At 70.2% G+C, this 13852-nt stretch carries 10 protein-coding genes and 2 tRNA genes; 6 read left to right on the top strand and 6 right to left on the bottom strand.

The annotated features are described in order from the left end of the window. Nucleotide 1 precedes the first annotated feature (1 nt). The 6 genes from ACFY0K_RS38630 to ACFY0K_RS38605 all read right to left on the bottom strand — a co-directional run bounded on the left by ACFY0K_RS38630 (nt 2) and on the right by ACFY0K_RS38605 (nt 3695). Nucleotides 2-74 (bottom strand) — tRNA-Glu (locus tag ACFY0K_RS38630). 21 nt (nt 75-95) lie between these two features. Continuing rightward, nucleotides 96-167, bottom strand: a tRNA-Gln gene (locus tag ACFY0K_RS38625). 91 nt (nt 168-258) lie between these two features. Further along, nucleotides 259-1002 carry an HAD family hydrolase gene (locus ACFY0K_RS38620; RefSeq protein ID WP_390643793.1) on the bottom strand — a complete coding sequence of 248 codons (744 nt, stop codon included), beginning with the start codon at nt 1000-1002 and terminating at the stop codon, nt 259-261. Between the two features lie 117 nt (nt 1003-1119). Next, complete coding sequence (gene gltX, locus ACFY0K_RS38615; RefSeq protein ID WP_390643792.1) at nt 1120-2604, bottom strand: glutamate--tRNA ligase; 1485 nt, start codon at nt 2602-2604, stop codon at nt 1120-1122. Then, on the bottom strand, nt 2597-3382 hold the full coding sequence (locus ACFY0K_RS38610; protein WP_390643791.1) for a fumarylacetoacetate hydrolase family protein: 786 nt from the start codon (nt 3380-3382) through the stop codon (nt 2597-2599). Before ACFY0K_RS38610 ends, gltX begins: the two co-directional genes overlap by 8 nt. A gap of 124 nt (nt 3383-3506) precedes the next feature. After that, the gene (locus tag ACFY0K_RS38605; RefSeq protein ID WP_351959709.1) at nt 3507-3695 is read right to left on the bottom strand and encodes a hypothetical protein; all 189 of its coding nucleotides are present in this window, start codon (nt 3693-3695) and stop codon (nt 3507-3509) included. A gap of 569 nt (nt 3696-4264) precedes the next feature. Here ACFY0K_RS38605 and ACFY0K_RS38600 point away from each other — a divergent pair. The 6 genes from ACFY0K_RS38600 (at nt 4265) to ACFY0K_RS38575 (ending at nt 13768) form a co-directional block, all read left to right on the top strand. Next, nucleotides 4265-8164, top strand: a complete 3900-nt coding sequence (locus ACFY0K_RS38600; protein WP_390643790.1) for a nitrate- and nitrite sensing domain-containing protein — start codon at nt 4265-4267, stop codon at nt 8162-8164. A gap of 9 nt (nt 8165-8173) precedes the next feature. After that, the gene (locus ACFY0K_RS38595) at nt 8174-8587 is read left to right on the top strand and encodes a roadblock/LC7 domain-containing protein (RefSeq protein ID WP_030382516.1); all 414 of its coding nucleotides are present in this window, start codon (nt 8174-8176) and stop codon (nt 8585-8587) included. A gap of 110 nt (nt 8588-8697) precedes the next feature. Further along, nucleotides 8698-9096 (top strand): DUF742 domain-containing protein, encoded by a 399-nt coding sequence (locus tag ACFY0K_RS38590; protein ID WP_019058642.1) that lies wholly within the window; start codon nt 8698-8700, stop codon nt 9094-9096. Beyond that, nucleotides 9077-9652 carry an ATP/GTP-binding protein gene (locus tag ACFY0K_RS38585; protein WP_046729249.1) on the top strand — a complete coding sequence of 192 codons (576 nt, stop codon included), beginning with the start codon at nt 9077-9079 and terminating at the stop codon, nt 9650-9652. Before ACFY0K_RS38590 ends, ACFY0K_RS38585 begins: the two co-directional genes overlap by 20 nt. Before the next feature lie 392 nt (nt 9653-10044). Beyond that, entirely contained in the window at nt 10045-13344 is a 3300-nt protein-coding gene (locus ACFY0K_RS38580) for a nitrate- and nitrite sensing domain-containing protein (protein WP_390643789.1), read from the top strand. Nucleotides 13345-13354: 10 nt separating this feature from the next. Then, nucleotides 13355-13768 (top strand): roadblock/LC7 domain-containing protein, encoded by a 414-nt coding sequence (locus ACFY0K_RS38575; protein WP_005479603.1) that lies wholly within the window; start codon nt 13355-13357, stop codon nt 13766-13768. Nucleotides 13769-13852: the final 84 nt, after the last annotated feature.

The raw sequence follows: 13852 nt of genomic DNA, 5'->3' as shown, positions 1-13852 counted from the left end.
GTACCCCCGACCGGATTCGAACCGGCGCTACTGCCTTGAGAGGGCAGCGTGCTAGGCCGCTACACAACGGGGGCTTTGCAGATGAGCTCTGCGAGCTGGCCTACCTGGACTCGAACCAAGACTAACTGAACCAGAATCAGTCGTGCTGCCAATTACACCATAGGCCACTGGAACGCAAGCCCCTGAGGGGACCTTGTTCTAGTTTCGCGCCTCCGGTTCCGGCCTTTCGGCCCGCTCCCCGGCGGCGCAGGAAGAACATTACCTGAAGGTGGACGGGGCTCCAAAACGGGTATCGGCGCGGAGGATCGCGGGCAGTTCGGCGAGGGAGGCGATCCGGTGCGGGCCGACGGGTGCGTCGGCCCTGGTGACCGGCCCGGTGAACGCTCCGTTACGGTCGATCCACACCGACAGCAGCCCGGCGTCGGCGGCCCCCCGTCCGTCGATCTCCGGATGATCGCCGACGTACGCGACCTGGTGCGGGGCGAGTTCCAGGGCCTCGCAGGCTGCCAGGAAGGCGCCGGCCGCGGGCTTGGAGACGCCCAGTTCGGCGGCGCACAGGACGGCCTCGAAGCGGTCGTGGACCCCGAGCGTGCGCAGCTTGCGGTCCTGGACGTGCCGGCTGGAGTTGGAGAGCACGGCGTGTCGGTAGCCGGCCGCCAGGGCGTCCAGGGCGGGCAGGACGTCCGGGAAGAGGGCCCAGACGGCCTCGTAGTGCGTCAGGTAGCGGCGGAACCAGTCGTCGGCCTGCACGTCGGTCAGCTCCGCGCCGAGGAAGACCCGCACCCGGTCGCGGCGCTGGTCCTCGAAGGAGAGCTCACCCGCCGAGAACCGCGCCCACTGCTGGTCGGTGATCTCCCGCCACCGCACCAGGGCCGCCTCCGCACTCCCCCACCCCGCGAGCAGCCCCTCCGCCACCAGGTGCGCCCGCATCCCCTCACGGTCGGCGGTGGTGTAGTCGAAAAGAGTGTCGTCGACGTCCCAGACCACGGCTCTGATGCTCATGGCTCCGACGGTAGCGCGGTCCGGCACCTGATCGACAAGGCCGTCGCCGTCTCACCCGAACGCCCGAGGGGCGGCCCCCGGAGTCACCGGGTGCCGCCCCTCACGCATGTCCCGGCGTTACGCCGTCAGCTTCGCCAGTGCCGCGTCGATCCGGGCCAGGGTCTTCTCCTTGCCCAGGATCTCCAGGGACTCGAAGAGGGGCAGGCCGACCGTGCGGCCGGTGACGGCGACGCGGACCGGGGCCTGGGCCTTGCCGAGCTTGAGGCCGTGGGCCTCGCCGGCGGCCAGGACGGCCTCCTTCAGGGACTCGGGAGAGGTCCAGTCGGCCGACTCCAGCTTCTCGCGGGCCGTGGCGAGGAGGGCGTCGCTGCCCTCCTTCATCGCCTTGGTCCAGGACGCCTCGTCATGGACCGGCTCCGCCAGGAACAGGAAGTCGACGTTCTCGGTGATCTCCGAGAGGACCTTCAGGCGGGTCTGCGCGTGCGGGGCGATCGCCTGCCACTTCGCCTCGTCGAAGTCCTCCGGCGCCCAGGGGGCGAAGGGGGCCCGCAGCCAGGGGGCGCAGCGCTCCGTGAAGTCCTTCACGTCCAGCATGCGGATGTGGTCGGCGTTGATCGCCTCGCACTTCTTCAGGTCGAAGCGGGCCGGGTTGGGGTTCACGTCGGAGATGTCGAAGGCCGCGACCATCTCCTGGACCGAGAAGATGTCCTGGTCCGCGGAGAGCGACCAGCCCAGCAGGGAGAGGTAGTTGAGCAGGCCCTCGGGCAGGAAGCCGCGCTCCCGGTAGAGGTTGAGGGAGGCCTGCGGGTCGCGCTTCGACAGCTTCTTGTTGCCCTCGCCCATGACGTAGGGGAGGTGACCGAAGGCCGGGATCTGCCGGGCGATACCGAGGTCGATCAGCGCCTTGTAGAGGGCGACCTGGCGCGGGGTGGAGGAGAGCAGGTCCTCGCCGCGCAGGACGTGGGTGATCTCCATCAGGGCGTCGTCGACCGGGTTGACCAGCGTGTACAGCGGGGCGCCGTTGGCGCGGACGATGCCGTAGTCCGGGACGTTCTCCGGGGTGAAGGTCAGCTCGCCGCGGACCAGGTCGGTGAAGGTGATCGTCTCGTCGGGCATCCGGAAGCGGACGATGGGCGTACGGCCCTGGGCCTTGTACTCCGCCACCTGCTCCGCGGTCAGGTCGCGGCAGTGGCCGTCGTAGCCGGAGGGCTTGCCGGCGGCGCGGGCGGCCTCGCGGCGGCTGTCCAGCTCCTCCTGGGAGCAGTAGCAGTGGTAGGCGTGGCCGGCGTCGAGGAGCTTGGCGGCGACGTCCTGGTAGATGTCCATCCGCTGCGACTGGCGGTACGGCGCGTGCGGGCCGCCGACCTCGGGGCCCTCGTCCCAGTCGAAGCCCAGCCAGCGCATCGCGTCGAGCAGCTGGGTGTACGACTCCTCGGAGTCACGGGCCGCGTCGGTGTCCTCGATGCGGAAGACCAGCGTGCCCTGGTGGTGCCGGGCGAACGCCCAGTTGAACAAGGCGGTGCGGACCAGGCCCACGTGGGGGTTACCGGTGGGGGACGGACAGAAACGAACGCGAACGGGAGTGCCGGGTGCGCTAGCCACGCTTGACAACCTTGTTGGTGAGAGTGCCGATGCCTTCGATGGTGACGGCGACCTCGTCGCCGACGCTGAGGGGGCCGACCCCTGCCGGGGTGCCGGTGAGGATGACGTCGCCGGGGAGCAGCGTCATGGCCTCGGTGATGTTGACGATCAGGTCCGCGATGGAGTGGATCATCTCGCTCGTACGGCCGAGCTGGCGCTGTTCGCCGTTGACCGTGAGCTGGATCGTCAGGTCGGACGCGGTGGCGAGGTCCAGGTCCGTCTCCACCCAGGGGCCCAGCGGGCAGGAGGTGTCGAAGCCCTTGGCACGGGCCCACTGCTTCTCGCGCTTCTGGACGTCGCGGGCGGTGACGTCGTTGGCGCAGGTGTAGCCGAGAATGACGTCGGCCGCGCGCTCGCGCGGGACCTCGCGGCACATGCGGCCGATGACCACGGCCAGTTCGGCCTCGTGGTGGAGGTCCTGGGAGAAGGACGGGTACTGGATGTCGTCGCCGGAGCCGATCACCGAGGTGGACGGCTTGAAGAAGGCGAAGGGAGCGTCCGGGACCTCGTTGCCCAGCTCCTTCGCGTGCTCCGCGTAGTTGCGGCCGTAGGCGACGACCTTGTTGGGGAGCACCGGCGGGAGCAGGCGGACCTTGCTCAGCGGGACCTTCGTACCGGAGAGCTCGAAGTCCGCGAACGGAATGCCCTTGATGATGTCGAGGACGAGTTCGTCCTGCTTGTCGCCCTCGACGGCGCCGAAGGCGACGTTCCCGTCGATGGAGAACCTGGCGATGCGCACGGGATCCTGGCGCCCCTCACTGAGCCGGCTGAAGTCTGACGCTCCAGGCTAACGCGGTGAGGGGTGGCCGCCGCGGAATAACCCGGTCACCGGGTGGGTGAGTGATCGACGGCCGGGTCCCGTACTACTCCGCGACCGAGATCCCGGCCGGGATCTCCATGAGGATCGTGCGCCGCGGGTTGGCGGTCTGGGAGGGAAGGTCGAGGGAGTGCTCGGGCAGCTCGGGGGTCTGCAGTTCCTCGGCGTCCTTGAGGTGGGCGAGGGTGGTGCGCCGGGGGTTGGCTATGTTGCGGAACATCATCGTCGTCTTCACGGTTGTACTGGACCCCGTCATGTGTGGGTTGGCAGAGACTTCCCTCTTGTAAAGCGCCAGGCTAAACATCGAATTCCCGGCCGAAGCCGTGAAGAGGCCCTGATCTACATGTGAGTTTGCTCACGACCCGAGGGTCAAAGCGGTCATATCCGGCTGACAAGTCACCGCAACGAAACGGACATTGGCGAACTGAACCTGTCATTCCGCTCCTGATCATGGCGACTGGGACACGGCTCGCGCACCGGCGACTGACAGGGATACGCCCTTTATGTACGCGATCGGCTTCCACATCTCGTAACGTGTCACTCACACGCTGTCACGGAGGTCACAGCTCGGTCCACGGCCCTTGTTGGAGATCCGGCACTGTGCTGGAATTCCACGGAACCGCCGCAGGATCGAGCCGGCGCGCAGGGGGCGCAACGCAGCGCCGAGTGGCGGCGAGACAGGGGGAGCCAGCGCCGGTCACACTCACGACCAACAGGGTGCGTATTCAGGGCGCTCCCCGTTCAACGCCGACACCGTGTCCTTCCGTTCCCGGAAGGGCGCCTGGTCCAGAGGTTGCGACGCTAGTGCAGGGACGTTTCAAGAGGGATGGCAGCGCTTCGGCGGAGCCGGAGGCGCACGGCGGGACCGACCGCGGTTCCTCGCCCCAGCACGCCCAGAACCCGGGCCCGGCCCCGGCCGGCGGCGGTGGTGACGGCGGTGAGCGCTCCGGGCGCCCTGCCGCGTCTGCGTCTTCGGGGTCCTCGGGCCCCCAGCCGACCGCGACTCCGACTCCGACGATCAAGCCCGCGCAGGGCCTCGGCAACCCGGGCTCGCGCATAGCCCTGCGCAACTGGCGTATCTCCACGCGCCTGGTGTCGCTGCTCGCCCTCCCCGTGGTGGCGGCGACGACGCTGGGCGCGGTGCGCATCAACCAGTCGCTCGACGACATCCAGCAGCTCGACAACATGCAGCTGCTGACGGACATGACCACGCAGGCCACCGAGCTGGCCACAGCGCTCCAGACCGAGCGCGACAAGACCGCCGGTCCGCTGGCGCACGGCGGGTCGGTCTCCAGCGTCGCGGTCAAGGGGTACGAGGACCAGACCGACCGCGCCCGCGAGAACTTCCTCAACGCCTCCGAGTCGATCGACACCGCGAGCAAGAACGGTCAGCTGCAGGGCGTCCGCGACAGCCTCGTCGGTCTGGCCGGCCAGCTGGACGACCTGGCGAAGATCCGCAAGGACGCCTATCAGCAGAAGGAGAACTCGACCCAGACGGTCGAGGCCTACCACCGGCTGATCACCCAGCTGATCGACCTCTCCCAGGACATGGCGCAGGCCTCCAGCAACCCGGAGATGATCCAGCGCACCCGCGCCCTGGCGGCGTTCTCCACCGCCAAGGAGTACGCGTCCGTACAGCGCGCCGTCATCGCCGCGGCCCTGCCCGCCAACGGCACCAGCGTCGGCGACCTCTCCGAGAACGACCGCCTGTACGGCGAGTCCGCCCAGGCGAGCGAGACCTCCGAGCTGACGATCTTCCGGAAGATCTACGCTGGCAACGCGGCCGACCTGCTCAGCCCGATCGACGGCAACAACCCGACGATCGAGGCCGCCGACACCTACGCCAAGCGCGCGCTCGGCGCCCAGAACGGTCTGAACGAGCTCAGCAAGCGCTCGTACCTCGACTGGGTCGACGACAGCTCGACCAAGATCGACCAGATGAAGAAGATCGAGCACACGCTGCTCGAGGACATGGAGCAGAAGGCGCGCGAGCTGCGGGCCTCCTCCGAGCAGTCGGCGATCATCTCCGGTGCGCTGATCCTGCTCGTCCTCGGTGTGTCGCTGGTCGGCGCCTTCATCGTGGCCCGCTCCATGATCCGCTCGCTGCGCCGCCTCCAGGAGACCGCCACCAAGGTCGCCCAGGACCGCCTGCCCGAGCTGGTCAAGCAGCTCTCCGAGTCCGACCCGCAGGACGTCGACACGTCCGTGGAGTCGGTCGGTGTGCACTCCCGGGACGAGATCGGCCAGGTGGCCGCGGCCTTCGACGACGTGCACCGCGAGGCGGTCCGCCTCGCCGCCGAGCAGGCCCTTCTGCGGGGCAACGTCAACGCGATGTTCACCAACCTCTCGCGCCGCTCCCAGGGCCTCATCCAGCGTCAGCTCTCGCTCATCTCCGAACTGGAGTCCCGCGAGGCCGACCCGGACCAGCTGTCCTCCCTCTTCAAGCTCGACCACCTCGCGACGCGTATGCGCCGTAACGGTGAGAACCTCCTCGTCCTCGCCGGTGAAGAGCCCGGCCGCCGCTGGACCCGCCCGGTCCCGCTGGTCGACGTGCTCCGCGCCGCCGCTTCCGAGGTGGAGCAGTACGAGCGCATCGAACTGGCCGCCGTGCCGACCACCGAAGTGGCCGGCCGCGTGGTCAACGACCTCGTGCACCTGCTCGCCGAGCTGCTCGAGAACGCCACCTCGTTCTCCTCGCCGCAGACCAAGGTCAAGGTCACCGGTCACGCGCTGCCCGACGGGCGGGTGCTGATCGAGATCCACGACACCGGTATCGGCCTCTCCCCCGAGGACCTCGCGGCGATCAACGAGCGGCTCGCCTCGCCGCCCACCGTGGACGTCTCGGTCTCCCGCCGCATGGGCCTCTTCGTGGTCGGTCGTCTGTCGCAGCGGCACGGCATCCGCATCCAGCTGCGCCCGTCCGACTCCGGTGGCACGACCGCGCTGGTCATGCTCCCGGTCGACGTCGCCCAGGGCGGCAAGAAGCCCGCTCCCGGCAAGCCCGGTGCCCCCGCTCAGTCCGGCGGTCCGGCCGCCGCGCAGGCCGCGGCCGGTGCGGCCGCCGCCCGCCGCGGCGGCGGTCAGGGCGGTGCCGGTGGTCCGCTCGGCGCGGGTGCTCCGGCCCCGGCGCTCGGCGGCGGTGCCGGTACGGCCGGCGGACGCGGCGGTGCCCTCGGCTCCGGCGCTCCCTCCGGCGGCGGGCAGCTCGGCGCCGGTGCGGGTTCGCGCGGCCAGGTCGGCGCCGGCCAGGGTCCCCGGGCCGCGCTGCCCGGCGCGGGCCCGAACGGCGGCCGTCCCGGTGCGCAGGGCGGCGGACGCGGCTCGCAGGGGCGGTCGAACGCGGGTGCCGGTGCCTTCGGCAACCAGGACGCGTTCGGCAACTCGCAGAACTCCTTCGGTGGCCAGGACGCCTTCGGCAACCGCCCCCCGGTCCCGCCGCAGCGCTCCGCGAACTCCTCCGACCAGGGCCGTCAGCCCCAGCTGCCGCCGCGCGGCGGCCCGCGGGCCGAACTGCCCGGCGCCAACCCGTCGGCGGGCAGGCCCAGCTGGAGCGACGACAACGCCCAGCCGCCGCTGTCCCGTGCCTCGCTGGACACCCCGCGCGGTCACGACGAGCAGGACCCGGCCCACACCGCGCCGATGCCCCGCGTCGACGACCGGCACGACCTCGGCGCCACCTCGCAGATGCCGGCGGTCCCGCAGGCTCCGCCGACCGGCGAGTTCCCGCGCCCGGACTTCAACGCGCCGAACGGCTCGCAGAACACGGGATCGTTCCCGCGACCGGGTACGACCGGCCCGCAGGACACCGGCTCGTTCCCGCGCCCGAACGTGAACGGCCAGCACGACACCGGTTCGTTCCCACGGCCGAACGTCAACGGCCAGCAGGACTCCGGCCAGTTCGTGCGCTCCGACGTCTTCGGCACGCCGGCCGCGCCGCAGAACGGCTCGCGGAACACCGGGCAGTTCGCCGCCCCGCAGGCCTACGACAACGGCTCCACCGGCCAGTTCGCCACGCCGTCCTACGACGGCAGCTCCACTGGTCAGCACTCCCTGCCGGGCCGGCAGAACGGCTACCCGGGCAACGGCCAGAACGGCAACGGGCAGTACGGCACCGGGCAGTTCGAGCGTCCGGGGTCCGACGGCCGCGGCCTCGACTATGGTGCGCCGCAGCGCCCGCCCGTGCCGCCGGCCCGCCAGGAGCCGGAGGCGCTGCCGCCGGCCACCGGTCCGGGTGACGGTCGTACCCCGCTGTACGACACCCTGGAGACCAACTGGTTCCACGGCGGCCAGCAGGAGCAGCACCCCCAGAGCAACGGCAACGGCTCGGCGGCGTCGGTTCCGCCGGTCCCGCCGGTGCCCGCCCAGCCGCCGGCCCCCGCGGCCGCGGCCCCCCAGCGTCCCGCCCAGGCAGCCTGGCGCACCTCCCCGAACGACGACCTCGTCCGGCAGGCGGAGCGTGTACGGCAGCCGGCGGCGGGCGGTGTCACCACCTCCGGTCTGCCGCGCCGGGTCCCCCGGGCGAACCTCGTCCCGGGCACGGCACAGCAGCAACAGCACCAAGCGGGTCCGCAGGTCTCGCGTTCGCCTGATGACGTTCGCGGTCGGCTGACCAATCTCCGTCGGGGTATCGCACAGGGTCGGCAGGCCGGCACCGGCCCGCAGACCGGCACCTTCCCGAGCCCCACTCACCAGCAGGAGCGTTAGTTGAGTCCGATGAGCCAGGCGGCACAGAACCTCAACTGGTTGATCACCAACTTCGTGGACAACACCCCAGGTGTGTCCCACACCGTCGTCGTGTCCGCCGACGGCCTCCTTCTGGCGATGTCCGAAGGCTTCCCACGCGACCGTGCCGACCAGCTGGCGGCCGTCGCGTCCGGGCTCACCTCGCTGACGGCCGGGGCCTCCCGGATCTTCGAGGGCGGCAACGTGGCGCAGACGGTCGTCGAGATGGAACGCGGCTTTCTCTTCCTGATGTCCATCTCCGACGGCTCGTCCCTCGCGGTCCTGGCCCACCCGGAGTGCGACATCGGCCTCGTCGGCTACGAGATGGCGCTCCTGGTCGACCGCGCGGGCGCGGTCCTCACGCCTGACCTGCGCGCCGAACTGCAAGGCAGTCTGCTCCACTGACAGCCCGGATCCAACCCGCCTCACCAAATCACCGTCCGGCCGCCACAATCCCCCCACCGGCCACGTCCGACGGCTAGCCCGACCGACTTGCTGTCCCGCCCGGAGGAACGATGACCCCGCCCACCGCCTCTCATGATCCGTACGCGGAGCCGTACGGGGACGAGGGCGACCAGCCGCTGGTACGTCCTTACGCGATGACCGGCGGCCGGACCCGGCCGCGCTACCAGCTCGCCATCGAGGCGCTGATCAGCACGACGGCCGACCCGGCAGCGCTCATGGGGCTGCTCCCGGAGCACCAGCGCATCTGCCACCTGTGCCGCGAGGTGAAGTCGGTGGCCGAGGTCTCGGCGCTGCTCGCCATGCCGCTCGGTGTGGCCCGGATCCTGGTGGCCGACCTCGCCGAGGCCGGCCTGGTCGCCATCCACCAGCCGGGCGGCGACGAGAACAACGGCGGCGCTCCTGACGTGACGCTGCTCGAAAGGGTGCTCAGTGGACTTCGCAAGCTCTGACGGAGGGCGGGCCACCACCTCCGCGAAGATCGTGGTGGCGGGCGGCTTCGGCGTCGGCAAGACCACGTTCGTGGGAGCGGTCTCCGAGATCAACCCGCTGCGCACGGAGGCCGTGATGACGTCCGCCTCGGCGGGCATCGACGACCTGACGCACACCGGGGACAAGACCACCACCACGGTGGCCATGGACTTCGGCCGTATCACGCTCGACCAGGACCTGATCCTGTACCTGTTCGGCACGCCCGGTCAGGACCGTTTCTGGTTCATGTGGGACGACCTGGTGCGCGGTGCGATCGGCGCGGTGGTGCTCGTGGACACCCGGCGCCTGGCGGACTGCTTCCCGGCCGTGGACTACTTCGAGAACAGCGGTCTGCCGTTCGTCATAGCCCTCAACGGCTTCGACGGACACCAGCCCTACACACCCGAAGAGGTGCGCGAGGCACTGCAGATCGGACCGGACGCGCCGATCATCACGACCGACGCCCGGCACCGCGCCGACGCGAAGAGCGCGCTGATCACGCTGGTCGAGCACGCCCTCATGGCCCGCCTGCGTTAGCGCGCCGGCGGTACCCAAGTCCGACGTCGTGTACGGCAGTTGTCGTATGGAAACCGGAGCCGACTGTGGCCTTTGACACGGTCGGCTCCGGTGTTCATAACGTTTCGGCAGAGGAATCCAGTGGTATCGCCACGCGTCGCGGTCGAGTGGTGCCGCTGCGCTCACAATGGCCCCGCCTTTTGGCGGGGCTCGCTCTTTATGACCGTTTTATCTGGGGCTTACATCCGTGCGCTCTGCCCCAATGGACTGTTTGGAAGTGCACCGGCCCCCGTGCTGGAATGCCTGAACTGCCCATTAGTCAACGACGTACTGAGTAGTGGTCGATGACACACCGGGCTCTGAGAGACTGCGGCACGACGATAGGTGCCCGCCGCCGAGAGGTTGTTGGTCGAGTGAGGCGAAGCAAGAACGGTCCCGAGCCGTCGGCACGGGGCAACTTCACCCCGCCGCCGCGCGCTGCGGCGCCCACCCCTGTGCCAGCCGCGGAACCACCGGCCGCACCCGCGAAGAGCGGCGGCCGTTTCTCCCCGCGGAACTGGCGAGTGCCGACCAGGCTGAACGCGATCCTGCTCATACCCGTGGCCGTCGGCCTGGTGATGGGCGGCTTCCAGGTGAAGAGCTCCATCAACACCTGGCAGGACGCCCGCGACGCGGAGAACACCGCGCGCCTGGTCCGTGCGTCCCTGACCTACGCCGACGCCCTCTACAACGAGCGTGACGTCAGCGCGGCACCGCTGCTCCTGAACAAGGACAAGGCGACCGTCGCCCAGGCCCGCGCCGCGACCGACAAGGCCGCCGACGCCTTCGACGCGGCCGCGCAGAACATGCCGCAGAAGCCGGGCCTGGAGCGCCGCCTGAAGCTGTTCCGCGAGGCCGAGCCGCAGCTCACCAACCTGCGTGCCGCCTCGTACACCAGCAAGCTCCCCGGGGTGAAGACCGAAGAGGGGTACGTCGCGGTCGCCCACCCGCTGATGGAGTTCGCCAACGAGCTCGGTCTGGGCACCGGAAACATCACCTCCTACGGCCGTACCGTCTACGCCATCTCGCTCACCAAGGCGGCCCTGTCGCTGGAGCGGTCGATCGGCATGCACCTGCTGGTCAAGCCGGGCCCGGACGCCGGCAACCTGGCCAGCCAGCGGGTCGCCCTCTCCTCGTACGCCTACCTCGAGGGCATCGCCGTCGAGGAGTACATCGGCGGCGGCACCGAGGCGGACGCGCAGAAGCTGACCGACCTCGAGCAGAAGATCAAGACCGACGGCGCGGCGCTGGTCCAGCAGGCCAAGGCCAAGGACCCGAACTACGTGGCCCCGCCGTCCAAGGACAACGCGATGGTCAGCGCACTGGCCACGCTGCAGGACACCAGCGCGAGCACCCGCCAGGCGCTGGCCTCCCAGGGCGTCACCGCCGAGAACTGGTGGACGGTCAACACCCTCAAGTACAACGCCTACCGCACGATCGAGTCGGACATGGCCGACAAGGCGGTGAGCGAGGCCTCCGACATCGCGGACAACGCGAAGACGGACGCCTTCATCACGGGTGCCGCGGTCATGGTCGCGCTGCTCGCCGCGTTCATCCTGGCCGGCATGGTGGCCCGCCAGATGTCCCGCTCGATGCGCCAGCTGCGCAACGCCGCCTTCGGCATCGCCGAGCAGCGCCTGCCGATGCTGGTCGACCAGCTCTCCCGCACCGACCCGGGCCGGGTCGACACCCGGGTGGCGCCGATCCCGATCACCTCGACCGACGAGATCGGCGAAGTCGCCCGCGCCTTCGACCAGGTCCACCGCGAGGCCGTGCGGCTCGCCGCCGAGCAGGCCCTGCTGCGGGGCAACATCAACGCGATCTTCACCAACCTCTCGCGCCGCAACCAGTCGCTGATCGAGGGCCAGCTGACCCTGATCACCGACCTGGAGAACAACGAGGCCGACCCGGACCAGCTGGAGAACCTCTTCAAGCTGGACCACCTCGCGACCCGTATGCGCCGCAACGGCGAGAACCTCCTGGTCCTCGCGGGCGAGGAGCCCGGCCGCCGCTGGGACCAGCCGGTCCCGCTGGTCGACGTGCTGCGCGCCGCCTCCTCCGAGGTGGAGCAGTACGAGCGCATCGAGCTCTCCGGCGTCCCGGAGGCCGAGATCCACGGCCGCGCGGTCACCGACCTCGTGCACCTGCTCGCCGAGCTCCTGGAGAACGCGACCACGTTCTCCTCGCCGCAGACCAAGGTCCGCGTCACCGCGACCCGGCTGCCCGACGGCCGCATCATGATCGAGATCCACGACAAGGGCATCGGCCTCACCGCCGAGGACTTCGCGGACATCAACCACAAGCTGGCCAACCCGCCGACCGTGGACGCCGCGATCTCCCAGCGCATGGGCCTGTTCGTGGTCGGCCGGCTCTCCGACCGGCACGGCATCCGGGTCCAGCTGCGCCCCTCCGGCGAGCAGGCCGGCACCACCTCGCTGGTCATGCTGCCGGACGCGATCACGCACGGCGGTGGCGGCGAACAGCAGCTGGACCGTGACGAGTTCACGGTGTCGCAGATCATCCCGCAGCAGCAGTTCCAGGCCGAGAACTTCAACCAGCCGCAGCTCCAGCCGATGCGTACGGCGGCCGAGCTCGGCTTCGACGACAGCCGCTACATCGAGGTCCCCGACGACATCCGCGACCTCGACCCCGTGGGCCGCTCGCTGATGCGCGAGGAGCGCCGTGCGGCCCTGGAGGCCCAGGCGCAGCCTCCGCAGGCCGCACAGGCCCCGCAGGAGACCGCCGAGATACCGGCGTACGCCGACGAGTTCGACAGCGGCCGGGCGGACTACGACCCGAGCGGTACGGGCTTCCAGGAGCAGCCCACGGGCTACGACGGGCGGCAGGCGTACCAGGAGCAGCCGCAGGGCACGTACGACGAGCAGTACTACGCGCCGAACGGCGGCCTGCCGCAGAACGACACGTTCTCCCCCGACGCGTTCTCCGTCAACGGCGGCTACCCGGAGCCCGGTTATCAGGAGCCGGCCCAGGAGGAGCCCTCGGCCGCGCAGGCCGCCGCGGAGGCCTTCCCGGCCTTCGGCGAGCAGCCCTACCAGGACGACTGGCCGCAGCAGGGCGGTTACCAGAACGGCTACCCGGCCCAGTACGCTCCGCAGGCGGAATCGGCGCAGGCCGGTGACGTGGACGAGCGGAACCACGTAGGCTTCGACCGTCCGGGACCGGCCCCCTCCAACGGCCACCGGCTGACCGACGCGGGGCTGCCCCGCCGAGGCTCCGGCAGCGGCACGGGCGGCCGGAACGGCGCGGGTCCCATGCAGCAGGCTCCGGCCGCGGCACCGGCGGCACCGGCACCGGCGCCGGCACCGGCACCGGCACCGGCACCGGCACCGGCGGCCTCGGCTCCCGAGCCGGCCGGCGACAACTCCTGGCGTTCGCAGAACGACGAGCGCTGGCAGCAGGCCTCGGCGCTGCGCAGGCCCAAGGCGGGCGGGGTCACCTCCTCTGGTCTGCCGAGGCGGGTACCCAAGGCCAACCTGGTCGAGGGAGCCGCCGAGAGCACCCCTCAGGGAGGCCCACAGGTCTCCCGCGCCCCGGAGGACATCCGGGGCAGGCTGAGCAACCTGCGTCGCGGCGTCGAGCGCGGGCGCAGCGCAGGCAGTGAAACGAACGGCCAGGGCTTCGGTCCTGACAGCACCTACAACCAGGAGCGTTAGTGTGAGCCCGATGAGCCAGGCGGCACAGAACCTGAACTGGTTGATCACCAACTTCGTGGACAACACCCCGGGGGTGTCCCACACGGTGGTGGTCTCCGCCGACGGACTCCTTCTGGCGATGTCCGAAGGCTTCCCCCGCGACCGCGCCGACCAGCTCGCGGCCGTCGCTTCCGGTCTGACGTCTCTGACGGCAGGCGCCTCCCGCATCTTCGAGGGTGGCAGCGTGAATCAGACGGTTGTGGAGATGGAGCGGGGATTCCTGTTCATCATGTCCGTTTCCGATGGTTCCTCGCTGGCCGTCCTGGCCCACCCGGAGGCCGACATCGGCCTGATTGGGTACGAGATGGCCCTTTTGGTGGACCGCGCGGGCACGGTCCTTACCCCGGATCTGCGTGCGGAACTCCAGGGAAGCCTTCTCAACTAATAGTCAGACGGTGCGTTTTCGCGTCCCGGGGCCGTAAGGTTTCGGGACGCGGCTCCACAAGGTTGGGTGCCCGGCACGGTCGGA

Origin of the sequence: Streptomyces sp. NPDC001507 (assembly GCF_042894765.1) — a bacterium.
GTDB lineage: Bacteria > Actinomycetota > Actinomycetes > Streptomycetales > Streptomycetaceae > Streptomyces.
The sequence above is the reverse complement of the archived record's forward strand: the minus strand, read 5'-3'. Positions and strand labels throughout refer to the sequence as shown.

Bases quoted from the DNA above. Each gene is read 5' to 3' on its own strand.
- ACFY0K_RS38575 (WP_005479603.1), top strand. From the start codon at position 13,355: ATGAGCCAGGCGGCACAGAACCTGAACTGGTTGATCACCAACTTCGTG.
- ACFY0K_RS38595 (WP_030382516.1), top strand. From the start codon at position 8,174: ATGAGCCAGGCGGCACAGAACCTCAACTGGTTGATCACCAACTTCGTG.
- ACFY0K_RS38590 (WP_019058642.1), top strand. From the start codon at position 8,698: ATGACCCCGCCCACCGCCTCTCATGATCCGTACGCGGAGCCGTACGGG.
- ACFY0K_RS38620 (WP_390643793.1), bottom strand. From the start codon at position 1,002: ATGAGCATCAGAGCCGTGGTCTGGGACGTCGACGACACTCTTTTCGAC.